Genomic DNA, 23,502 nt, shown 5'->3' with positions numbered 1-23,502 from the left:
TAATCACACAAATACAGAATACATTTTACCACAAAAATACCTTCTTGGGTAGACAATTATTGCAGTTCCACCAAGGTTGCCCCGGTTCCTCCTTCGCTCATATCAGCGAAATGAAAATTGGCCACATTGCGATGGCGCTTCAAATAACTGTGTACACCCTTTCGCAGGGCCCCGGTACCCTTGCCATGAATAATCAACACCTGACTCAGGCCTGCCATAACAGAATCGTCAATAAATCTATCCAAGGCTACCTCGGCTTCATCCACCATCATACCGCGAATATCAATATCCCGATGGGCCTGCTGGGTTTTGCCCATGAAGCTGTTACCCCTGCTGCAAGATTTTTTACCATTGCCAGCAGATGTCTTTTTCTCCTTAGGAGCCTTATCCACAAATTTACATTCCTTGGCCTTGACATTTATCTTCATACTGCCCAGCTGAACCTCCAGTTCCTTGCCCTTCACAGAAAGCACTGTTCCCTTTTGATCCAGCTTGGTGACATAAACAATATCTCCAGCCTCCAGTTCCTTCAAATCCACAGACTTGCGATAGGCCTTGACGGAAACAATACCCTGACGGACCTTGCCTGCTGCCTCATCAATTCTGGCTCTGGCCTCCTGAATGGCAGCCTGCCGCTTCTGGATGCCCTGATCATTAAACTGCTCCTTCAGTTCTTTGATAACAGCCTCAGATTCCCGACGCATACGGCGTACCAACACAGCTCCCTCATCCTTGGCCTTGCGGATAATATCAGCCTTTTTCTGATTCAGCTCCACCCTCATAGCCTCGGCTCTGGCCTCCATCTGCTCCGCCCGGCGCAATCTGGTTTCAATATCCGCATTCATCTGCTCATAAAGCATTTTTTCCTTTTCCAGCTGATTAATAACCTGCTCAAACTGGGCATGGTCAGCCTGAATCAACTGCTTAGCCCGAATAATCAGGGATTCGCTTAGGCCCAGTCTACGGCTAATGGCAAAGGCGTTGCTGGCTCCTGGAATACCAATCAGCAGACGATAGGTAGGCCGCAGGGTAGCCACATCAAATTCCACACAGGCATTTTCAATCCCCTCCCGGCCAAAGGCAAAGGTCTTTAGCTCGGAATAATGGGTGGTAGCCACTACAGAAGCCTTAATGGTCAATAACCGTTCCAAAATAGACATGGCCAAGGCCGCGCCCTCCTCTGGATCTGTACCAGCCCCCAGCTCATCTAGGAGCAGCAAATCATCAGATTCCACCTGCTCCAAAATAGACACCAAATGAGTCATATGAGCGGAAAAGGTACTAAGGCTTTGCTCAATGCTCTGTTCATCGCCAATATCTGCGTAAATATTATTATAAACAGCCATCTTAGAACCAGACTCTGCTGGCAGGAACAATCCTGCCTGACACATCAGCACCAAAAGGCCAAGGGTTTTCATTGTAACGGTTTTACCGCCAGTATTAGGGCCTGTTACCAACAGCATGGTAAATTTTTCACCCAGAGTAATATCAATAGGTACTACCTTGTCTGCTGGCAAAAGTGGATGGCGAGCTGACAACAGCTTGGTTACTCTGTCCTCACTAATAATAGGCTCTGTGGCCTTCATTTCATAAGCCAAGGCTGCCTTGGCAAAGGCAAAATCAATCTGAGCCATGATTTCGCAATTGTCCATAAGTTGTACATCGTTTTTGCGAATCTGCTGAGAGGCCTCCCGCAGAATCCGCTCCACCTCATGGCGCTCCGCAGCCGTAAGCTGTTTAATATCATTGTTAAGATTTACCACAGCCATTGGCTCAATAAACAAGGTGGAGCCGGTGGCAGACTGGTCGTGGACAATACCTGGTATGCTCTGGCGATATTCCTGCTTTACTGGCAGTACATATCTATCCCCACGCATGGTAACGATATTTTCCTGAAAATATTTCTGATATTCATTGTTGTGCAAAAGCCCTGCCAGATGATCCTTGATTTTGACCTGGCTAACCTTGATTTCCCGACGAATCCGCCGCAGCTCTACGCTGGCATCATCTCGAAGATTGCCATGCTCGTCTACAATATGCTCCAGATTCCGCTCCAACTGGCCCAGAATCTCCAGATTGCGAGCCCAGCTTTTCAGAATAGGAGCTTCCATTTCCAGCTCCTTGAAAAACCGCTTAATTTCCCGCATGGCATACATGGTAGTCAGAATATCCAACAGCTCTGCCGGGTCCAGAACAGCCCCTAAACCAATTTTTTTGATACTCTCCCGAATATCCTTAATGCCACCCAAAGGAGGATGAGCTGTGGAAGATACATAGACCGCCTCAGCAGTCTGGCGCAATCTTTCCTTAACATCCTCACTATCGCTAACAGGCAGCAGTCCCAAAGCCAGCTCCTTGCCTAATTTTGTGCCTGCCTTTTCTGCCAGTCTGGATAATATTCTCTTATATTCTAAAACCTTGAAGGATTCCTGTTTCAATTTATTTCTCCTATATCTATATTACAAAACGCCCCTAAAGTAGTGACCTCTGGTAATGTTCCTGCCCTCCAGCTTCTCTACCTCTGGTCTTTCTGCCTCGCTGATTTCCTTACGGCGAGCCATGTAAATGCCATAGTTCTTTACTAGCTGGCCTAATTTATCCGGAGTCAAATATCTGCCATCAATACGCAAACCAGCTATACCCATAGACCGGAATTTCATAGCATGAGGCAGCATACTCAGCCTGTTGGCATTGAGAAGATGCATATGGCAATATTGATCCATCACCAATGGAAAGCGTATATTTTTTCTATCCTTGAGATAAAATTTCTTTTTCATAGCCACACATGGTGCTGAGCAATGTCCTGTATCCAAACCTCCTAGAAAACTGCCTGTACAGCAGTATTCAGATACCATCAGCTCCAAATGAGCATCTACCAGGCATTCCAAAGGCAGAGGGCTTTCCTGTCCTAGCTTCTCCAGCTGAGACATATTCAGCTCTGGTGACAGCACCACTCTATCTGCCCCCAGCTCCTGCAAATGCCGCAATGCCTCTACATTGTAGCTAATCAGGGAATAATCAGCCTCTATAGGCAGACTGGTTAGCTGACGCACTGCATGGAGCGTGCCAATATTATGCACGCTAATAGCATCTATTGGATAAGTATCCACAATTTTCAGCCAGCTGTGGAATCTTGCCAGCTCACTATCTCTAATGATTCTAGGTGTGTTCAGTACAATGGCCGCCCCATATTCATGAGCCAGCTCTGCTGCCTGACGACACATATCCAAAGTAATATTTTCATGGCTATAGCTTTCCCCGCCAAAGACAATTCTTCTGGCACCGTTTGCCAAAGCTGCCTTTACACGAGGAATATTATCTGCCACTACCGTAATATAGCCCCCCTTGGTGGCAGGCCTTACAATATCTCTGGCCTGGGTTTTGGCCTGTCGGCGAAGCAGTTCCTGCTGAATATTGGCAATGCCTTGACGAATATTTTTAGCTGCCTGACGAGAAAACTCTCCTGCCTGCTGTTGAAAATCTGCCAAGCGCTGATTTTCCAGCTCCTCTACAGCCTTGCGACGCGCCTCGTTAATCTCGCTAACAGGAATCATAACCTGACCTGCAATATCTACAGCCAGCTCCTGCAAATGGAAAATACTGCTTCCCAAACGGCCCAGCTGTTTTTCCACTACTTCCCTGCTTAAAGGCCGTTTCAAGGCTGGTTCCCCAATAAACTCAGTAGCTGCCACGGCTACATGGCCTGCCTCATCCTCCAGCTGAATAACCAATGGCTCCCCTACAGATGCTGTAACCTGAGCCTTAATATTATATCTACGGACAGGAGCGCCAGAGGCGTACATAGCCTTGGCTTCCTCCACTAATTTACTATCCAGAACCTTAAAGGCTCTATCTCCTGGGAACACTCTGCCTGCAACAGCAAAGGCCACTACAGTGCCAGAAGCCCCCTGCTGAACAGGCACCAGATTTTGCATATTCAGACCATCCGATAATTTATCCTTATGGGATGCAGCCTTACCTGCTTTCTGCTTCTTCCCCTTGGTGTTTTTGGCATTTTTGCTATTCTTAGCTTCCTTAACCAGATACAGCTTTTGAATGGTAGTAGTAACTCGTCCCCCCACCTTCACCCAGAAGTCTACCTGATCTCCGACCTGCAAATCTGTATTCAGCTTCATAGACACCATGCCATTGCCGGTATCATAGCTTAGAACTCGACCTAGCATCAGGCCTCTATTATTTGGCCGTTTGTCGCTCATCATATTTCGGCCCTGCTTTTCCTCCAAATAGGCTGTAGTAAAATCCCGATTAAAAATCTGAGCCAGAGCCTGACTGTCCTGGGGACGTACCTGAAAATCTCCCTGAAGCCAGCTATCCACAGCCCGCCGATAACAGCCTACTGCTGTAGCCACATATTCTGGCCGTTTCATACGCCCCTCGATTTTGAGGGAGCTTACTCCTGCCTTTAGAAGCTCTGGCAACAAATCAATGGTTTTTAAATCCCTGGGACTTAAAAGATACTGACCAGCGCTGCCAGCTAACAAATCATTATCATTTTCATCCACCAAAGTATATGGCAGGCGGCAAGGCTGGGCGCAACGACCACGATTGCCACTGCGTCCCCCAATCATACTGCTCATCAGGCACTGCCCAGAGTAACATACACAGAGAGCACCATGAACAAAAACTTCTATCTCTGCCTTGGCTTCACTACAGATATGACGAATAGCCTCCAAGGACAGCTCTCTAGACAGCACCACCCGGCTAAAGCCCAGAGCCTCCAATGCCCGTACTCCGTCCAGATTGTGTACTGTCATCTGGGTACTGGCATGCATAGGAAGCTCTGGCACAACTTCTCTAACTATGCGGGCTGCTCCCAAATCCTGCACCAGTACAGCATCTGCTCCTGCTTCATCGAGAAACCGCAAATACTGCTTCAATCCTGGCAATTCATTATCATCAACAATGGTATTTACAGTTACATGAATGTGAACATTTCGCATATGGGCAAAATGTATGGCTTCCTTTAGCCCTTCTTCATCAAAATTATCCGCATAGGCACGAGCGCCAAACATATTTCCCGCCAGATATACCGCATTGGCACCGCTCTCCACTGCTGCTGCCAACGCTTCCCGACTGCCAGCCGGTGCCAAAAGCTCAACCACAATAAAACCCTCCGTTATCCACACACCCTAGATCAAAAAAGCCTAGGGAAACTATTTCGTTCTAACCGAAATATTATATCAGAAATTCTATATAAAAAAAAGAGAGCCACAACTCTGTTTGACAGAATTATGACTCCGTAATTTGTAAAACTAACTTTCACTTCGTATTTAGTCAATTTTCTCAATCCGACATTGGTGCTTGCGGCTTTTCTTGTCATAACTGATGCCCACCAGCAGTATCTGACCATGATAGTCCTGCAATGCCTCAACATACTGTTTTGCCTTAATCTGCTTAATAGCAGTATTTGCTCCCTTGTCCCATTTCAGCTCAACAATCATAGCTGGTTTATCAGCATATTTTTTTCGAGGCAAAAAGACCATGTCAGCAAATCCTTTACCTGTGGGCATTTCTCTAACCATGGTATAATATTCTCTTGCCGCATAATATGCCAATGATACAACATAAGAAAGGGCATTTTCATCATTGTACTGCAAATGACTGGTTTCAAAATGGGCTGCTTCAACACCAGCTGCTACGGCCTCCTCATCCCTATCAAATGTTGCCTGAAGGAGCTGTCTGGATTTTTTTACAGAATTGACAATCTCATGCCATCGTGAAACGCTGGTTGCTGTAACAAACTCCTGCATTACTTCCTTGTTGGGGATAAATACCTCTTGTTTTTCTACATCATAGGCCAGGTAACCTAAGTGCACCAAAAGAGAGAAAATATCTTCATATGTATTGAAAGTCACCATATCATTAGTAAAACTGCGCACATCAATATGCAATCTGTTCCCTGCCATTAGGGTAATAACAGCATCCCTCAGGCCGTCGAAATTCATATCAATATAGATACGCAATGCATCAAAGGTTTCTGTCTGATTCCAATAGCTGTCAAAGAATCTAGACTGCATAGCGGAAACAATAGACCGAGGATTATAGATAGACCTGCACATAGGGAAAGTATATCCATCATACCATTTTTTTGTTTCCTCGAAATCCATCTGGTATTTTTGGCACAGTTCTTTTACTTCACTTTCCGTAAAGCCGGTAAATCCAGCGTATTCCACAGGATTCATCATGGAAATCTCTCGAAACATATTCAAGGCAGAGTGGGTGCCATATTTTTTGATAGGCAGTATGCCTGTCATATAGGTCAAGGCAATACAAGGATTGTCCTTGAGCCAATCCCTCAAAAAATCCAGATAGATTTTTTGTTCTTGCAGATGATTTTTTTCCTCCCGGAAAATGCAGTCCCATTCATCAATCAAAATGACAAATTTGCGTTTGGTAACACTGTAGACATCCTCTAGTAGATAAGCCAAACTATTCTTATCAAAAAAATCTATATCTGGATAGGCATAAACAAGCTCCCTGCCTACTCTAGTTTCTAATAGTCGAAGTAATTCCTCCATAGTTTTTGTTTTTGATAAAAAATTTTGCATATTGATGAATAACACATCATATGCTCCTCTATGTTTGGCATAATTGTCTGTTTTTGAAATTTTGGTTCTTGCAAATAGACTACTTTCCACTGTCCTATCATAATATGCCGACACCATGTTCATAGTCATAGACTTGCCAAATCTTCTTGGACGGCTAATACATATATATTTTTCATTTGTATTGATGATTTTGTTCAATTCCGCAATAATATCACTCTTGTCTACAAAAATCATACTGTTAAGTGACTGCTGAAACATATCACTGCCAGGATTGAGATATATTCCCATATTACCGCCCCTTTTCTACAATATCCCACACCTCTTTTCCTTATACTATCACACTTTTTCTATCAACGCAAAACAGCGGCCTTCCCCTCTGCAAATTCTATCTCTTTTCGAATATGTTTTTCAATACATAGTCTATTTACAATATTTTGTGTTTATTAAGCATCCACCCCAGGATAAACCTACTCCGAAGCCTATTGACATAACAAGAGGATTTTGTGGTTTTTCCTTAGTCAGCATATCTGCCAAGGCTATTGGGATGGAGCTTGATACTGTATTGCCATATTCCTCCACATCGTTCCAATAAGGATAACCCAGCAAATCACACTTCTGCTGTAGATATTCCAGCATAAATTTGTTTGCCTGATGAAAGACAAAATAACCTATATCATCCTTTGTCTTATTGGTTTTGTGTAATATTTTCTCTACAGTATCAGGAACTACTTCCAAGGCAAAATCACTAATTGCACTGCCCTTCATATGTATATTAGAAGCTGTTCGTACATTGCCATACTCATCAGCTTCTTCCTCTACATTTACTGTGCCATATGGATGAACCATGCCGCCAGCTGGAACAATCAGATTTTCAAAGCCACTGCCATCTGTACCAAATACAAAGCCATCCAAACCTGGTATATCAGTATCAACAGCCTCAACAAAGGTTGCCGTGGCCCCATCACCGAACAATGGCTTAACACTATGATCTTTTTCATTAATGTATTTACTATAGGTTTCTGTAGTAACCAGAAGGACATTATTTACCTGACCAGATTCTATCATTCCCTTGGCTAGGCTCAAACCATAAATATAGCCAGAACACCCCAGATTGTAATCCATGGCACCACAGGATTTTTTCAAACCCAGCTTGTGTTGCAAAATGCAGGCTGTGGTAGGCAAAAAATAATCAGGTGACTGAGTACAAAGCAAAAGCATTTCCACCTTGCTTTTGTCTATACCATTGGTAAAAATCTTTTCTACTGCCTTAATGGCCAAATCCGAAGCAATTTCATTTGTGCCACAGATGTGACGGCGAAAAATGCCTGTTTTTTTACGCAGACGATTAGGGGGATTTTCCTCCACCATCTCTGGCAAATAGTATGCAATCTTTTTTATATAAGCCTTCACAAAATCACTCCTAAAATCGTCTTACTTTTTTCTAAGCCAGATACCCACCATCAACAGCTATATTACTGCCTGTAATCCAGCTTCCTCTATCACTAAGTAAAAATAGCACCATACCTGTTACATCACAGGGAGAACCAGTACCTAATAATTCATTACCAACAATATCTGATTTGTTTGAAATATCGCCTATCATATCTGTCATACCTGTTTCTACCCAGCCTGGCATAATGGAATTTACGCGTTGCTTTCTCTTGGCAATCTCCTTGCTAATGGATTGCACCGCAATATTAATTCCCGCCTTGGCAGCACCATATACAAACATTCCTTTAGGAGATGACTGGGCGTACACAGAAGAAAACAACACAAAGGATGCACCATCATTAGAAATTCTCTTTTTTGTGGCATATTGCAAAAAATTTGCTCCTGCCCAAAAATTTATATCCATAATTTTGTGAGCCTTATCCTTATCATAGGACTTTAGAGGAGTAATATCTGTTATACCAGCCCCATGAACACCACCATGCAATTTACCATGTTCTCCCACAAAATCCTTGATAGCATTTTCCATTTTTTCGCTATCACATACATCCAGAGCTGCAACAGAAATATTGGCTGGATATTGCGCCTGCAGCTCCTGCAATCTTGCTTCATTCCTAGCTATTGCCAGCACATTTGCTCCAGCTGTGGCCAATTCCACAGCAACCTGCCTCCCCATACCTGAAGAAGCACCTGTTACCACAAAATTTTCACCTGTAAAATCGAACACCACTCGACTCATAGTTCACTAACTCCATAAAACTTTGTATTACCGAAATCATAAATAAATACTCCAGCTGACAAACCAACACCAAAGCCACAGCACAAAACCTTGGACAAATCCTCATTCTGAGAGGCTGTCAAAACCATAGGAATGGATGCTGAACTTTCATTGCCACAATCTCCTGCTGTAAACGGAATCTTCTCTACTGGTACAGAAAGCTTCTCTGCCAATGATTGCAAAATCATTTTATTGGCCTGATGGCAAGCAAATAGAGAAATATCCTCCATTTTGACATCAGCTGCAGCACATAGTCCCTGCATTAGTTCTGGTACTTCGTTTAGGGTAAAATTCATAATCCCTATACCATCAAGATACAAGCAACCATCATTTTTAGGTTCCGCCACAGAACGATGGCGGCTATTCTCTACAATAATGGCATCTGCCCGCTCTCCATAGCTGGCAAAAGAAAAATACACCTTCTGCTCCCCTGGTTCAATAATCGTAGCAGTACCTGCATCACCAAAAATGCTTCTAGTAGCTCTATCCACAGGCAAGGTCAACTTAGAGATTGTGTCCCCCCCCTAGTAGACAAACGGCTTTATTTAACTGCTTTGCTAGTAATCCTGCTGTGTATACACCAGTAACATAACCAGAACAACCCTCATTAATATCAAGACACAGTATGTCATTCTTCAACCCCAGACGTTCTTGCAAAATATGACTGGTAGCTGGAAGCACATAATCAGGAGTCTGACTAACAAAAACCAAAGCTCCTATATCTTCTCTTGCTTCATCCTGTAGAATTTTTTCGGCTGCCTTTAGACACAAATCCGCAGTGGTAGTATTTTCATCTGCAATTCTCAGAGCAGAAAAACCTGTCCCCTTTGCCATACGGCGAGCTGACTTATCATTAAACAAATCTGGAGCATATTCTGTCAACGAATAATGATTGTGAGGCACACAGCATGAAATAGCTTTGATGCTTATACCTTCAAGACAATTCACCATGTCCATACCTCATTTCAGCAGATTGTACAAATCCTGAATAGTTTCTGCCTCCCGCACATCCTTAACATTAACCTTCTTGCCACAGGAGGTATTCGCCATAGCTACATAGCTAACTACACTAAGAGAATCCCACTCCTCAAGATCGGCCAAAACGGCATCCATTGTTACATCATCCTCTGCATCCAAAATATCTGCCATTTTCTCCAAAAATAATTCCTCTGTCATATCCAATTTCCTCCTCATAAATTACAAAATAATTGCCTGCTTATGCTTATCCCAATCTGCTTTGCTCATGGACATTCGCAAGGCAATTTCTTCCTTGCCATTTTTGATATATACTTCTTCTTTCCCCGGAACCTCCTTATAGCCAAGAAATTTATCAATACGCATTGCCTGCTTATTGCTTTTAAATACACTTGTCTCCAGTGATTTCATATGCAATTCTGCAAAGGCATATTCTACCGCTATGTAAAAAAGGGTAATTCCTGCATCTATAGGTACATCCGTCTCTCCTAGATATGCCCCAGGTGAGCATACCATATTTACATCATCATATTCCGTATAGCCTATATAACCAATTGGTCTGCCCTGATAACAAAATACCAAATTTCTCTTAACCGGATTGTCCTTGCTTCTTTGAAACCAAGCCAAATGCTCCTCCCATGTAATTTTGTGATCAGTCAGCATTTTGCTATGCACTCTTTCCGAATTTCGCCAGTCCAATACCAGCCGCAAATCCTTTTCTTCCAATGGACGAACAGAATACTCTTCCATATTGGCAACCCCTTTATCCACAGTTTGTAAATCAAAACTACAAAAGTTCCCCCCTAGAGAACAATAATGGCATATTGTGCTCTAGGAAGAGACTTATTGACCTTATTTACCATATTTTAATGTTAGAGAAAAGCTATTGCTAGATATTTCCCTTCTATTACTTATCTTTTCTAGTCAAAATAGTAGAAAGATAATTCAGCTTTCTGCCTTTTTCCTGACTGATGTCACGAATAATCACTTCATCGTCCAGGCCGCAGCGGCTGGCCAAGACAGCCTGTTTTGCCAAGCCTTCTGCTGCCAGCATATCTATAACCTCATCAGAGTTCTTATAAACCTTCATCAGCACTGCATTATCACAGGTTTTAAGAGCTGCCTTGACTCTTTCCTCTGGCATATTGGCAGGAATAATGCTGAGAATGCAATCTCCCTCCACAATTGGGGTATTGGTAGCACTGCCAATAGCGCAAAATGCTGGAATGCCAGGAATGGTTTCAATCTCCACCTTTTCCTGCTGCAGCAGACGGAAAACATAGATGTAGGTGCTGTAAAACATTGGGTCCCCAATAGTCAAAAAGCCCACATTCTTTCCCTGCTCCAACAGAGCCAATATCTCTTTTTTGTTGTTCTGCCAAGCAGTATCATCAGCAGCAAAGCCAACAGTCATAGGAAAAACCTGATAAATAATCTCTGTCTCAGGACGAATATGCTCCTTAGCAATATTCAAAGCCACAGAGCCATCCTTCTTTTCCGTCTTAGGGGCAATAATCACATCCAGCTTCTTGATGGCGTTTATTGCTTTGACGGTCAAAAGCTCTGGATCCCCAGGGCCTACACCAATACCATATAATTTACCTGTCATAAAATAAAAACCGTCCTTTCATGGTAAAACCAACTTCGAATATTGCTCATACATTTCTATAACCCCTACATTATTCAAAGAAAATGCCTCTGCATTTTATTTCAATGGGGTTTCGACGAGGGTTGAGATATTAACTCCACCATGTCATTAGCACAGCTTCCCGCCACCTATAGAGTTAGGAGACATCGGACACCTCGTTATATATATTTTTTCTATTATCTATTTTTGTCCAGCAGATAGCGCTTCAAGGCATCCTGCCAATCAGGCAAAGGCCGAAAGCCCTGCTCTGCCAATTTGCTTGTGTCCAACCGACTATTAAACGGTCGTTGTGCCTTGCTGATGCCATATTCCTCGGTGGTAACTGGCAGCACCTCCACAGGCATATCCCCCTGACGGAATATTTCCTTGGCAAAATCATACCAGCTAATATTATTGCCCTCATTGGTGGCATTGTAAAATCCATATTTTTCAGATTCTATCATATCCACCAGCAGACGGGACAAATCCAAGGTATAGGTTGGTCTGCCAATCTGGTCATTAACCACCTTGAGCTGAGAATGATTACTGCCTACCCGCAGCATGGTATCTACAAAATTGCCTCCATTACGGCCGAATACCCAGGAAATCCTTACCACAAAGAATTTTTTGAGGCATTCCTTTACTACCAGCTCTCCCATTAGCTTGCCAAAGCCATAAACATTCATGGGATCATAATCCTGACAATCTGCCTGCCAAGGCTCTGTGCCCTGACCATTAAAGACATAATCTGTGGAAATATACATCATCTTGCAATCCAAATAATTGCAAGCATCTACTATATTGGATGTGCCCTCACCGTTAACCGCCAGGGCCTTTGGCTTGTTCTCCGGCTCCTCTGCACCATCCACATTGGTCCAGGCGGCACAATGAATAACCGCATCTGGTTTTACAGCCAGCAATACCTGTCGTACATTCTCCCGCTGACAAATATCCATTGAACAATAGGGTGCACTACAGACAGCCGTACCATCCTGTACCCCGGTGTATTTTTCCCCGCTGCCAGAGGCAATGGCTTCATGACCTCTAGCCACCAGCTCGTTAACTACATCATGGCCTAGCTGACCATTGGCTCCTGTTACAAAAACCTTCATCTTATTAGCTCCTTCAAGGTGCCCAATTTTTTATCCTTGTCAGAAAGGTTCAAGGCCACACCATCCACCAGATAGCCCTCAGCATCTGCTGTGCCCTTGTATGTACCTGTCAACATAGGCCAATCTATACCAATCTCCGGATCATTCCAAGCCAAACCACCTTCATCACCAGGATGATAAAAATCCGTTACCTTGTAGCAAAATTCTGCCTTCTCGCTAAGCACCAAAAAACCGTGGGCAAAGCCCTCAGAAATATAAAACTGCTTCATGTTTTCGGCAGAAAGCTCCACGCCGTACCACTGGCCATAGGTGTTAGAGCCGGGACGCAAATCCACAGCCACATCAAAGACCTTGCCCTGGATTACCCGCACCAGCTTTCCCTGGGGATGCTTCTTCTGAAAATGCAAACCTCGCAGTACCCCCTTGGTACTCATGCTTTGATTGTCCTGCACAAAAACCATGTCCAGACCTGCCTCATGCATATCCTGTTGATTATAGGTTTCCACAAAATAACCCCTGTTATCGCCAAAAACAGTAGGCTCTATAACATAAAGTCCTTCAATGGGAGCCTTTGTTACCTTTATCTTTCCCAATTTATTTTACCTCGCCTTTGCTGCCATACATCTTGGCATAGTATTCCTGATATTCGCCATTGATAATGTCCTGCCACCATTTTTTGTGCTCCAGATACCACTTAATCGTCTTTTTGATACCATCCTCAAATTTAGTTTCTGGCAGCCAGCCCAGCTCCCTATGAATCTTGGCTGGATCTATAGCATAACGACGATCATGGCCCTTTCTGTCCTCTACATGAACAATCAAGCTTTCCGGCTTGCCCAGTTCCTGACAAATAATCCGCACAATATCTATATTGCGCTTTTCATTGTGACCGCCTACATTGTAGACCTCTCCCACCTTGCCAGCGTGAATAATCAAATCAATAGCCCGGCAATGGTCCTCTACATAGAGCCAATCCCGCACATTTTCGCCGTTGCCGTACACTGGCAAAGGCTTATCTGCCAGGGCATTGGCAATCATAAGGGGAATCAGCTTCTCTGGGAAGTGATAAGGCCCATAATTATTGCTGCAGCGACTAATGGTCACAGGCAGACCGTAGGTACGATAGTAGGCCATAACCAGCAAATCAGCACTAGCCTTGGAGCTGGAATATGGACTGCTGGTATGGAGAGGTGTTTCCTCTGTAAAGAACAAATCCGGCCTATCCAAAGGCAAATCTCCATAAACCTCATCGGTAGAAACCTGATGATAACGCTGGATACCGTATTTGCGACAGGCATCCATCAATACTGCGGTGCCCATAATATTGGTTTCCAAAAAAATTCCCGGATTCTCAATGGATCTGTCCACATGGGATTCTGCCGCAAAATTTACTACTATATCAGGCTTTTCCTCCTGAAACAGCTTATCCACTGCCTGTCTGTCACAAATATCTGCCTTGACAAAGCGGAAATTATCCTGTTGCAGCACTGGCTCCAAAGTAGAAAGATTTCCTGCATAAGTCAGCTTGTCCAGACACACTATGCGATAATCTGGATGAGCCTGCAGCATATGAAATACAAAATTGCTGCCAATAAATCCAGCACCGCCAGTTACTATAATAGTCATAAAATATCTCCTAAAACCATAATTGCCTTAAATGGCCAGCCTTATGGCAAAATATCAATAAATTTGCCCTCCAGTACATCCAGCAAATACCGTCCATACTGATTTTTCTTCAACACCTCATAGGTGGACATCACCTGCTCTTTGGTAATCCAACCATTAAGATAGGCAATTTCCTCCAGACAGGCAATCTTACGATGCTGATGGGTTTCCACCGTCTTAACAAAATTGGTAGCCTCTGCCAGACTTTCGTGGGTTCCTGTATCCAGCCAAGTAAATCCCTGCCCAAGCAGTTCCACATTCAACCGCCCAGCTTCCAGATACAGCCTGTTCAAATCCGTTATCTCCAGCTCCCCACGAGCAGACGGCTTCAAGGTCTTGGCCAGCTCCACCACCTGATTATCGTAGAAATACAAGCCAGTAACACAGTAGTTGCTCTTTGGCTGAGCCGGCTTTTCCTCAATGCTAATGGCATTTCCCTGCTGGTCAAATTCCACAATACCAAAGCGCTCTGGATCGTCCACATAGTAGCCGAAAATAGTAGCTCCCTGACCTGCCTCTGCCAAATCCACTGCCCTTTTCAGCCGACCGTTAAGGCCATGACCAGCAAAAATATTATCTCCCAGCACCATAGCCACTGTATCATCCCCAATAAAATCAGCACCTATAATAAAGGCCTGAGCCAAACCATCTGGCGATGGCTGTACTGCATAGCTAAGATGCAAGCCGAATTGACTGCCATCCTTCAGCAAAGCCTCAAATCTAGGTGTATCTGCCGGGGTAGATATAATCAAGATATCCCTAATTCCTGCATTCATAAGCACAGACAAGGGATAATAAATCATCGGCTTGTCATACACAGGCAAAAGCTGTTTGGATGTTACTGTTGTCAACGGGTACAATCTAGTCCCAGAACCTCCTGCCAGCACTATTCCCTTCATAATGCACCTCCTCAATCATCTTCGTTAAATTCCTTTTCATTATAGCACAGAACAACCATTTATTGAAACAAATTAACTAAGACTTATTTCTGCTCATAGCCATGACTACACCTACCACAATCAGCAAAAAGCCTAGCCAGAACCACAGGGTTATAGGCTCTCCCAACAGCAGCCATCCCAGCAGAGTACCTACCACTGGCTGCCAGAACATAAACAGCCCTGCTGTAGATGCATCCATATAAAGCAAGCCCTCATTCCACAGTACAAAGCCTCCTGTGGTGGAAATTACACCCATATAGCCAATACTTAGCAATACTGTAGGACTTAGCAACAGATTCCAATCTCCCTGGGTGGCCAGCCACCAAATAGAATAGGGAGCCAAGCATATCAAGGCCACAATCAGCCCATAAAACGTCAAGACAATAGGCGAATAATGCTCCAATAGCTTTAAAAATACCGCCATTAAAGCCCAGGTAATGGCTGCTATCATCAGCAATATGCCACCCCAAAGATTTACCTGAAAATTATCTGGATCGTAAACAATCAGCATAACACCAATAGTAGCCAAAACCACAGACATAATCCGTCCCAGAGTCATTTTTTCCTTTAATATCCAACAGCCAAAAACCACCATAAAAGCCGGTGTAGCTGCTGTTATAGTGGAACCTGTCTGGGCAGAGGTTAACAAAGTACCTGATTCCTGAGTAACAATAGACAAGGTTTGACCTATTAACCCTACCAAAGCCACCAGTTTCCAATCCTTCCGCTGAATACGCCAATCTACATGACGATAGCTCCCCAAAGCATAAAGGGCAAAAAATGCCAATATATAACGACACCAAACTAAAGGCACCGCCTCAATGGAGCCTACTACCAATCTTACAGCCAGAAACAAACCGCCCCAGATGATTCCTGCCAGAGAAAGGCAGATTACCCCCTTCATGGTTTTACTCACATCATCAACTCACAATCTTCTACACTATTCCCACAATCGCAACCATAACTTACCGCAAGTATATTTTGCCACACATTTTCCCTTTTTTCAATTAACAAAAAAGTAGCAATTCAATACTCAGCATTGAACTGCTACTTCCTTTTAAATTTTAAAGCTGAACTTTAGCCTGCTTGGCATCCTTTTCAGTAATATATCCCTGCTCTGCCTCCAACAGCTTGTCAGCTAACTGCAGCTGCATTTCTACCTGCTGATAGGAAGTACCGCCATAGGAATTGCGGTTTTTGACACAGGTTTCTGGGCTGATAGCCTCGTAAATATCCTCTGCAAAAAGGTCAGACAGCTTCTGGAACTCCTCCATAGACATATCTGCCAGCCACTTACCCTGCTCAATGCAGTAGTGAACAGCCTTGCCAGATACAGCATGGGCCTGACGGAAAGGCATCCCCTTCTTCACCAGATAGTCTGCCAAATCTGTAGCATTGGAGAAATCCTCTGCCACAGCCCGACGCATAACATCCTTCCGCACCTTCATGCCCCGGAGAATCCGGGCATAAACTGCCAAACTGAACTTGATGGTATCAATGGCATCAAAGATACCCTCCTTGTCCTCCTGCAAATCCTTGTTGTAAGCCAGTGGCAAGCCCTTAACAGTGGTCAGCATAGCCATAAGATGGCCCATAACCCGACCTGTTTTGCCTCTTACCAGCTCAGATACATCAGGATTCTTCTTCTGAGGCATCATGGAAGAACCAGTGCAATGAGCATCATCCAGCTCAATAAAGAAGAACTCACGAGAACACCACAGAATGGTTTCCTCACTAAGACGGGACAGATGAACCATGAGAATGGAAGCCGCAGACAGGAACTCCATAATATAATCCCGATCAGATACTGCATCCAGACTGTTGCTATAAATAGCATCAAAATTCAACTGCTCAGCCACAAAAGGTCTGTCAATTGGGAAGGTAGTACCAGCCAGGGCACCTGCTCCCAAAGGCATAATATCACAGCGCTCATATACTCCCCGGAAACGGTCAAAATCCCGCTTCAACATGGAGAAATAAGCCATCATATGATGGGAGAAAAGAATAGGCTGTGCTCTCTGAAGATGAGTATAGCCAGGCATAATCACATCGCTGTACTTGCGGGCGGTTTCCACCAAAGCTGCCTGCATATCCAGAATCAGCTTCTCTACCTCCACAACCTGACGGCGGATGAACATATGGGTGTCCAAGGCCACCTGGTCGTTACGGCTGCGGGCGGTATGCAGTCTGCCGCCAGCCTCGCCAATAGCATCAGTCAGTCTTTTCTCGATATTCATGTGAATATCTTCCAGGGCAACCTCAAAGGAGAAATTGCCCTCTTCTATTTTCTTGTAGATATCCTTCAAGCCCTTGATAATATCATCACGGTCTGTCTCAGAGATAATGCCTACCTTGGCCAGCATGGTAGCATGGGCAATGGAGCCAGCAATATCCTCATTGTACATACGCTTGTCAAAATCAATAGAAGCCTGAAAATCATTTATCATCTCATCGGTGGACTTGGAAAAACGACCACCCCAGAGCTGCTCTGCCATATTATTTACCTGCCTTTTCCTGCATCAGAGCACGAACCTTCAGTGGCAAGCCAAAGAGGTTGATAAAGCCTTCTGCATCAGCCTGATTGTAAACATGATCCTCCTCGAAGGTTACAAATTCCTGATTGTACAGGGAATATGGAGACTTGGCACCAGCACTCATAATATTGCCCTTGTAGAGCTTCAGCTTTACAGTACCGGTTACAGTTTCCTGAGTGCTGTCAACGAAAGCAGTCAGAGCCTCACGGAGCTGGCAGAACCACATTCCATCATATACCAGCTCGCCAAAGCGGATAGCTACACCCTCTTTGTAGTGGAAGGTAGCACGATCCAGGCACAGATACTCCAGCTCACGATGAGCATAGTAGAGAATAGCTCCGCCAGGATTCTCATATACACCACGGGACTTCATGCCAACCAGACGGTTCTCGCAGATATCCACAATACCTACACCGTTGCGAGCACCAATCTCATTGAGAGCAGTCAAAAGCTCTACAGCACCCATCTTCTTGCCGTTAACAGCAACAGGGTTGCCCTTCTCGAAGTCGATAGTTACATATTCAGCCTCATCCTTGGCATTCTCAGGAGCCTGAGAAACCAGCATCATCTCGTTGTGAGGCTCATTCCAAGGATCCTCCAGATCGGAACCCTCATGGGACAGATGCCAGATATTCTTATCCATGGAATACTTCTTGTTATCAGTAGGAATCTCAATATTGTGAGCCTTGGCATACTCAATCTCCTGAGTACGGGACAGAAGATCCCACTCACGCCAAGGAGCAATAATAGCCATATTAGGAGCCAAAGCCTTAACAGTCAGCTCGAAACGAACCTGATCATTGCCCTTGCCGGTAGCACCGTGAGCAATGGCATCAGCGCCTTCCTTCTTGGCTACATCAACCAAATGCTTAGCAATCAGTGGACGTGCAAAGGAGGTACCCAGCAGATACTTGCCCTCATATACAGCACCAGCCTTCAAAGTAGGCCATACATAATCCTCCAGGAACTCCTGAGTCAGATCCAGAATATAGCACTTGGAAGCACCGGAACGCAGTGCCTTGTCGTGAATAGCCTGCATATCATCGCCCTGGCCAATATCAGCACAGCAAGCAATAACCTCACAGCCACCATAATTTTCCTTCAACCAAGGGATAATAACGGAGGTATCCAAACCACCGGAATAAGCCAATACGACTTTCTTAAACTCTGCCATAATTTACAACTCCTTAAATATCATTCAATATTATGCAAATGTGCCTGTGGCACCTGCTATCAAAATTTATCAGCCCATAGTCAAGGCCATAATAGCCTTCTGGGTGTGGAGACGGTTTTCTGCTTCATCAAAAATAACATCAGCATAGGCCTCCAGAACATCATCAGTAATTTCCTCGCCTCTATAAGCTGGGAGACAGTGCATAACAATAACCCGCTTGTCAGCCACCTTTAGAAGCTCCTCATTTACCTGATAATCCTTGAAAATCTTCTTGCGCTCATCATGCTCTGCCTCCTGGCCCATGCTGGCCCAGGTATCAGTAACCACAATATCAGCATCCTTGGCAGCCTCAAATGGATCATTTACCAGCTGGATTTTGGCCCCGGTTTCCTTGGCATCCTCACAGGCATTTTTATAAACCTGCATATCAGGCTCAAAGCCCTTTGGATTAGCGGAAACGAAATCAATACCAGCCTTGGCACAGCCATACATGTAGGAATTGGTCATATTATTGCCATCACCTACATAAGCCATCTTCAAGCCCTTCATGTTCTTGCCCTTGTGCTCCTGAATGGTCAGCAGATCTGTCAACACCTGGCATGGATGTAAAAGGTCAGTCAGGGCATTGATAACAGGAATATCAGACCACTGAGCCAGCTCCTCTACTCTCTCATGGCCATAGGTACGAATCATGATGCCATCCAGATAGCGGGACATTACTCTAGCTGTATCCTTAATAGGCTCGCCACGGCCCAGCTGCAAATCACGATTGGACAGGAACAAAGCCTGACCGCCCAGCTGATACATACCTGTTTCAAAGGAAAGACGGGTACGAGTAGAAGATTTCTCAAAAATCATACCCAAGGTTTTGCCCTTGAGGATATGATGCTCAATACCAGCCTTCTGCTTGGCCTTAAGCTCATGGCCCAATGCCAGGATTTCATTAACCTCATCCACAGACAAATCGTGGATGGAAAGCATATCCTTACCTTTTAACATCTAAAAACCTCCAATTTGTATACCTCTTGACTCTCCCCATGCCTAAAGGCAGGGGATTCTTGGTTCCCTGAGCACTGCATATAGACCGTAGCCTATATGTCTTACACGCTCTCCCCAAGCGTATATTTCCGTGTGTCCCACGGTATTGTGTATATGAATGCTTGTTATCTTTACAACCGCAAGGTCTTTAAATTACGGCAGGTTAATACACGTAACCTTTAAAAATTACCTACTGGCAGTCTACTGCTTGGTTTTCGCGTTTCGACTGCGTGAACGAATTTCGCAGGTCTTCTCCTTCATAAATTATACTACATTACACATAAGCAGGCAATACAGCCTCCAAAGCATCGCATACCTCATCAATATGCTCCTTGGTTACAATCAAAGGTGGTACAAACCGCAGTACATTACCAGCAGTGCAGTTAATAATAGCCCCCTTGCCCAGGCAGTCATTAACAATTTCCCGGCCAGGCTTGGTCAGCTCCATGCCCAGAATCAGGCCCATGCCCCGCACTTCCTTAATCAAAGCAGGATACTTGGCCTGCATAGCCTCCAAACGGGACTTCATATAATCTCCCATTTCCACTACATGCTGCAGGAAGTTTGTCTTACCTACAATGTCCAATACCACATTAGCTGCAGCACAGGCCAAAGGATTGCCACCAAAGGTAGAGCCGTGATCTCCTGCGTGGAAGGCTGCTGCTATCTTGTCAGTAGCAATAAAGGCGCCGATAGGTACACCGCCAGCCAAGCCCTTGGCCAGAGTTACCACATCAGGCTTAATGCCGAAGTTTTCATAAGCAAAGAACTTGCCGCTTCTGCCCATACCGCTCTGGATTTCATCAAAAATCAAAACTGCATTGTACTTATCACAAAGCTGGCGCACCTTCTGCATATATGCCACATCAGGAACATGGACACCGCCCTCCCCCTGAATAGGCTCCAGCATAACAGCAGCAGTCTTGTCACTCATAAGCTTTTCCAAAGCCTCAATATCATTATAAGGCACATAATCAAAGCCTGCTGGCAATGGTCCAAAGCCCTCATGATATTTTGGCTGGCCAGTAGCAGTCAGCGTAGCAATAGTACGGCCGTGGAAGCTGTGAATGGCAGAGATAATCTGAGATTTGTCAGCATCAATGCTGTGAGCATATTTACGGGCAATCTTAATAGCGCCTTCATTGGCCTCCGCACCGGAATTACCAAAGAATACCTTGCCCAAACCGCTAAGCTTTACCAGCTTTTCTGCCGCATCAGCCTGTACCTGGGTGTAGTACAGATTGGAGCAATGAATCATTTTGCCAGCCTGGTCTGCCACAGCCTTAACCAGTTCCTTGTGATTATGCCCCAGCACGTTTACCGCTATACCGCCCAGAAAATCAATATATTTATTGCCCTGAGTATCATATACATATACACCATCACCATGATCCAGAACTATTTTGTAGCGGGCAAACACCGGCAAATAATCCTGGGCATCCTTGGCATATATCTGTTCATCAGTTAACTGCATATCAATATCTCCTTATTTTACCACCTGGGTACCAATACCACTATTGGTCAACAGCTCCAGAATAATGGAATGAGGCTGACGGCCATCAATAATATGCACCTTGTTAGTACCGCATTCAATAGATTTCAAGCAGGCTTCAATCTTAGGAATCATACCACCGGAAATGATCCCATCCTTGATATACTCTCTAGCCTCTGCCACTGTCAGGGAGGAAATAAAGCTGTCCTTGTCGTTGAAATCCTTGTAGACACCTTCAATATCCGTCAACAGCAAAAGCTTTTCGGCGTGAAGTGCACCAGCTATTTCCGCTGCCACATAATCAGCATTGATATTGTAACTTTCCCCATCCTCACCAACGCCAATAGGAGCAACTACAGGTATGTAGCCATTGTCCAGCAAATCCTGCAAAATCTTGGTATCTACAGATTCTACCTGACCTACATAGCCAATATCCACCTTTTCCGTATTGCCTGCATCATCGTAAACAGTAGCCATTTTCTTGCTGGCCTTAATAAGACCAGCATCCTTGCCGCTAAGACCTACAGCTCTAACACCACGACAGTTCAGCATATTGACAATATCGGAATTAACCTTGCCATCCAATACCATCTCTGCAATCTCTACGGTTTCCTCATCGGTTACTCTAAGACCGCTGACAAAATCAGACTGCTTGCCAACCTTTTTCAAAAAGGAGGTAATATCTGGACCGCCGCCATGAACGATAACAGGACGAATACCTACGTATTTCAGCAGGCTTACATCCTCCATAACCTTCTGCTTCAAATCCTCGTTAATCATGGCATTACCACCGTATTTAACTACGATGGTTTTGCCATAAAATTCCTGAATATAAGGCAAGGCCTCAATCAGAGTGCCAGCCTTTTTTTCTGCATGCTTCATAATTGCCATATTTTCACCCCGGTTTCAACCAGTCAGTGGCTATCAGGTATGATATTCACCGTTAATCTTTACATACTCATAGGAGAAATCACAGCTCCAAACAGTAGCCTCAGCCTCTCCCAGGCCCATTTCTATATCAATAACAATATCATGCTCCGCCATAATATCACGAATAACATTCTCGTCGAAATCAGCCCCCAAGCCATTGGCATAAACAGGCACACCGCCGAATTTAATAACGGTCTTTTCTGGCACCATTGGAATGCCGGCATAGCCTACAGCGCAGATTACACGGCCCCAATTTGGATCCTCTCCAAAGAAAGCGGTCTTAACCAATGGAGACTTAGCCACACTCATAGCTACGGTCTTGGCATCAGCAAAGGTCTTGGTGCCATGCACATTAATGGTCAGGAACTTGGTAGCACCCTCGCCATCGGCTGCAATGCGCTTGGACAGCTCACGACACATATTGCCCAATACCTCACAGAACTTGTCATACTCAGGGGTATCAGCCTGAATCTCAGCCATACCGGACTCACCGTTAGCCAATACCAATACAGTATCATTGGTGCTCATATCTCCATCTACGGAAATCATATTGAAAGTAACCTCTACGATTTCGGACAAAGCCTTCTGCATCAGCTGGCTGGAAATATTGGCATCAGTGGTAATATAGCAAAGCATGGTAGCCATATTTGGCTGAATCATACCAGAGCCTTTAGCAATAGCACCAAAGCGAACAGCCTTGCCACCAATCTCTACCTCAGTAGAGCAAGACTTGGAATAAGTATCAGTAGTAATAATAGCATTGCCAGCATTCTTGCTGCCATCCTCAGAAAGCTCTGCTGCAGCGGCCTTGATACCAGCAGCCAGCTTGTCCATAGGCAGGTTAACACCAATAATACCAGTAGAGCCTACCAGTACATCATCAGCCTTACAGCCCAGCTCCTCAGCAGCCAGGGCAGCCATCTTGTGGGCATTAGCCAGTCCAACCTCTCCAGTGCAGGCATTGGCACAGCCAGCGTTTGCTACAATAGCATGGGCACTGCCGGTCTTTACCACCTCACGGGAAACAATAACAGGAGCTGCTGCTACCGCATTCTGGGTAAATACACCAGCTACGGAAGCCTCCTTCTCTGTATAAATCATTGCTAAATCAAGATTGCCGCTTTTCTTGATGCCAGCCTTGACACCAGCAGCCTTGAAGCCACGAGCAAAGGTAACGCCCGCTGCTGCATTTTCTTCACTAAACATAGAAATTCCTCCTAA

General features: G+C 44.6%; 21 protein-coding genes. All 21 read right to left on the bottom strand.

Features of this window, described 5'->3' with window-relative positions:
* Positions 1 to 56: 56 nt before the first annotated feature.
* Positions 57 to 2,438: an endonuclease MutS2 gene (locus tag I6E26_RS03970; protein WP_235320540.1), complete on the bottom strand. Its 2,382-nt coding sequence runs from the start codon at positions 2,436 to 2,438 to the stop codon at positions 57 to 59.
* 21 nt (positions 2,439 to 2,459) lie between these two features.
* Entirely contained in the window at positions 2,460 to 5,123 is a 2,664-nt protein-coding gene (locus I6E26_RS03965) for a DUF3656 domain-containing U32 family peptidase (protein WP_235320539.1), read from the bottom strand.
* A gap of 168 nt (positions 5,124 to 5,291) precedes the next feature.
* Positions 5,292 to 6,857 (bottom strand): AAA family ATPase, encoded by a 1,566-nt coding sequence (locus I6E26_RS03960; RefSeq protein WP_235320538.1) that lies wholly within the window; start codon positions 6,855 to 6,857, stop codon positions 5,292 to 5,294.
* 132 nt (positions 6,858 to 6,989) lie between these two features.
* Complete coding sequence (locus tag I6E26_RS03955) at positions 6,990 to 7,979, bottom strand: 3-oxoacyl-ACP synthase III family protein (RefSeq protein WP_235320537.1); 990 nt, start codon at positions 7,977 to 7,979, stop codon at positions 6,990 to 6,992.
* Positions 7,980 to 8,010: 31 nt separating this feature from the next.
* The gene (locus I6E26_RS03950; protein WP_235320536.1) at positions 8,011 to 8,757 is read right to left on the bottom strand and encodes an SDR family NAD(P)-dependent oxidoreductase; all 747 of its coding nucleotides are present in this window, start codon (positions 8,755 to 8,757) and stop codon (positions 8,011 to 8,013) included.
* Positions 8,754 to 9,299, bottom strand: a complete 546-nt coding sequence (locus I6E26_RS03945) for a 3-oxoacyl-ACP synthase III family protein (RefSeq protein WP_235320535.1) — start codon at positions 9,297 to 9,299, stop codon at positions 8,754 to 8,756. The genes I6E26_RS03950 and I6E26_RS03945 overlap by 4 nt, the downstream gene beginning before the upstream one ends.
* 1 nt (position 9,300) lies before the next feature.
* The gene (locus I6E26_RS03940; RefSeq protein WP_235320534.1) at positions 9,301 to 9,747 is read right to left on the bottom strand and encodes a hypothetical protein; all 447 of its coding nucleotides are present in this window, start codon (positions 9,745 to 9,747) and stop codon (positions 9,301 to 9,303) included.
* Between the two features lie 9 nt (positions 9,748 to 9,756).
* On the bottom strand, positions 9,757 to 9,972 hold the full coding sequence (locus I6E26_RS03935; RefSeq protein WP_235320533.1) for a phosphopantetheine-binding protein: 216 nt from the start codon (positions 9,970 to 9,972) through the stop codon (positions 9,757 to 9,759).
* A gap of 21 nt (positions 9,973 to 9,993) precedes the next feature.
* Complete coding sequence (gene pseH / locus I6E26_RS03930; protein ID WP_235320532.1) at positions 9,994 to 10,521, bottom strand: UDP-4-amino-4,6-dideoxy-N-acetyl-beta-L-altrosamine N-acetyltransferase; 528 nt, start codon at positions 10,519 to 10,521, stop codon at positions 9,994 to 9,996.
* 157 nt (positions 10,522 to 10,678) lie between these two features.
* Positions 10,679 to 11,380 carry a precorrin-2 C(20)-methyltransferase gene (gene cobI / locus I6E26_RS03925; protein ID WP_235320531.1) on the bottom strand — a complete coding sequence of 234 codons (702 nt, stop codon included), beginning with the start codon at positions 11,378 to 11,380 and terminating at the stop codon, positions 10,679 to 10,681.
* Between the two features lie 215 nt (positions 11,381 to 11,595).
* Positions 11,596 to 12,510, bottom strand: a complete 915-nt coding sequence (gene rfbD / locus I6E26_RS03920; protein WP_235320530.1) for a dTDP-4-dehydrorhamnose reductase — start codon at positions 12,508 to 12,510, stop codon at positions 11,596 to 11,598.
* On the bottom strand, positions 12,507 to 13,103 hold the full coding sequence (rfbC, locus tag I6E26_RS03915) for a dTDP-4-dehydrorhamnose 3,5-epimerase (RefSeq protein ID WP_235320529.1): 597 nt from the start codon (positions 13,101 to 13,103) through the stop codon (positions 12,507 to 12,509). Before rfbC ends, rfbD begins: the two co-directional genes overlap by 4 nt.
* A gap of 1 nt (position 13,104) precedes the next feature.
* Positions 13,105 to 14,136 carry a dTDP-glucose 4,6-dehydratase gene (gene rfbB, locus I6E26_RS03910; protein WP_235320528.1) on the bottom strand — a complete coding sequence of 344 codons (1,032 nt, stop codon included), beginning with the start codon at positions 14,134 to 14,136 and terminating at the stop codon, positions 13,105 to 13,107.
* A 41-nt stretch (positions 14,137 to 14,177) separates the two neighbouring features.
* A complete protein-coding gene (rfbA, locus tag I6E26_RS03905; RefSeq protein ID WP_235320527.1) occupies positions 14,178 to 15,074 on the bottom strand; it encodes a glucose-1-phosphate thymidylyltransferase RfbA in 897 nt (298 codons plus the stop codon).
* A 76-nt stretch (positions 15,075 to 15,150) separates the two neighbouring features.
* Positions 15,151 to 16,029: a DMT family transporter gene (locus I6E26_RS03900; RefSeq protein ID WP_235320526.1), complete on the bottom strand. Its 879-nt coding sequence runs from the start codon at positions 16,027 to 16,029 to the stop codon at positions 15,151 to 15,153.
* A gap of 148 nt (positions 16,030 to 16,177) precedes the next feature.
* A complete protein-coding gene (gene argH / locus I6E26_RS03895) occupies positions 16,178 to 17,608 on the bottom strand; it encodes an argininosuccinate lyase (RefSeq protein WP_235320525.1) in 1,431 nt (476 codons plus the stop codon).
* A 1-nt stretch (position 17,609) separates the two neighbouring features.
* Positions 17,610 to 18,821: an argininosuccinate synthase gene (locus tag I6E26_RS03890; RefSeq protein ID WP_268824787.1), complete on the bottom strand. Its 1,212-nt coding sequence runs from the start codon at positions 18,819 to 18,821 to the stop codon at positions 17,610 to 17,612.
* A 69-nt stretch (positions 18,822 to 18,890) separates the two neighbouring features.
* Positions 18,891 to 19,820: an ornithine carbamoyltransferase gene (gene argF, locus I6E26_RS03885; protein WP_235320524.1), complete on the bottom strand. Its 930-nt coding sequence runs from the start codon at positions 19,818 to 19,820 to the stop codon at positions 18,891 to 18,893.
* A 313-nt stretch (positions 19,821 to 20,133) separates the two neighbouring features.
* Positions 20,134 to 21,333: an acetylornithine transaminase gene (locus I6E26_RS03880; protein WP_235320523.1), complete on the bottom strand. Its 1,200-nt coding sequence runs from the start codon at positions 21,331 to 21,333 to the stop codon at positions 20,134 to 20,136.
* 12 nt (positions 21,334 to 21,345) lie between these two features.
* Positions 21,346 to 22,233, bottom strand: coding sequence for an acetylglutamate kinase (gene argB / locus I6E26_RS03875; protein ID WP_235320565.1), 888 nt, complete (start codon positions 22,231 to 22,233; stop codon positions 21,346 to 21,348).
* A 42-nt stretch (positions 22,234 to 22,275) separates the two neighbouring features.
* Positions 22,276 to 23,487 carry a bifunctional glutamate N-acetyltransferase/amino-acid acetyltransferase ArgJ gene (gene argJ / locus I6E26_RS03870; RefSeq protein WP_235320522.1) on the bottom strand — a complete coding sequence of 404 codons (1,212 nt, stop codon included), beginning with the start codon at positions 23,485 to 23,487 and terminating at the stop codon, positions 22,276 to 22,278.
* Between the last annotated feature and the right edge of the window lie 15 nt (positions 23,488 to 23,502).

It is taken from the genome of Anaerovibrio lipolyticus (assembly GCF_021531495.1).
Classification (GTDB): Bacteria; Bacillota; Negativicutes; order Selenomonadales; family Selenomonadaceae; genus Anaerovibrio.
This window is presented reverse-complemented; position numbering and strand designations above follow the sequence as displayed.

What these genes read in the sequence shown, in the direction of transcription:
- I6E26_RS03960 (WP_235320538.1), bottom strand. Translation starts at nt 6,857, where the DNA reads ATGGGAATATATCTCAATCCTGGCAGTGATATGTTTCAGCAGTCACTT.
- I6E26_RS03950 (WP_235320536.1), bottom strand. Translation starts at nt 8,757, where the DNA reads ATGAGTCGAGTGGTGTTCGATTTTACAGGTGAAAATTTTGTGGTAACA.
- I6E26_RS03940 (WP_235320534.1), bottom strand. Translation starts at nt 9,747, where the DNA reads ATGGTGAATTGTCTTGAAGGTATAAGCATCAAAGCTATTTCATGCTGT.
- I6E26_RS03935 (WP_235320533.1), bottom strand. Translation starts at nt 9,972, where the DNA reads ATGACAGAGGAATTATTTTTGGAGAAAATGGCAGATATTTTGGATGCA.
- pseH (WP_235320532.1), bottom strand. Translation starts at nt 10,521, where the DNA reads ATGGAAGAGTATTCTGTTCGTCCATTGGAAGAAAAGGATTTGCGGCTG.
- cobI (WP_235320531.1), bottom strand. Translation starts at nt 11,380, where the DNA reads ATGACAGGTAAATTATATGGTATTGGTGTAGGCCCTGGGGATCCAGAG.
- rfbD (WP_235320530.1), bottom strand. Translation starts at nt 12,510, where the DNA reads ATGAAGGTTTTTGTAACAGGAGCCAATGGTCAGCTAGGCCATGATGTA.
- rfbB (WP_235320528.1), bottom strand. Translation starts at nt 14,136, where the DNA reads ATGACTATTATAGTAACTGGCGGTGCTGGATTTATTGGCAGCAATTTT.
- rfbA (WP_235320527.1), bottom strand. Translation starts at nt 15,074, where the DNA reads ATGAAGGGAATAGTGCTGGCAGGAGGTTCTGGGACTAGATTGTACCCG.
- argH (WP_235320525.1), bottom strand. Translation starts at nt 17,608, where the DNA reads ATGGCAGAGCAGCTCTGGGGTGGTCGTTTTTCCAAGTCCACCGATGAG.
- I6E26_RS03890 (WP_268824787.1), bottom strand. Translation starts at nt 18,821, where the DNA reads ATGGCAGAGTTTAAGAAAGTCGTATTGGCTTATTCCGGTGGTTTGGAT.
- argF (WP_235320524.1), bottom strand. Translation starts at nt 19,820, where the DNA reads ATGTTAAAAGGTAAGGATATGCTTTCCATCCACGATTTGTCTGTGGAT.
- I6E26_RS03880 (WP_235320523.1), bottom strand. Translation starts at nt 21,333, where the DNA reads ATGCAGTTAACTGATGAACAGATATATGCCAAGGATGCCCAGGATTAT.
- argB (WP_235320565.1), bottom strand. Translation starts at nt 22,233, where the DNA reads ATGAAGCATGCAGAAAAAAAGGCTGGCACTCTGATTGAGGCCTTGCCT.
- argJ (WP_235320522.1), bottom strand. Translation starts at nt 23,487, where the DNA reads ATGTTTAGTGAAGAAAATGCAGCAGCGGGCGTTACCTTTGCTCGTGGC.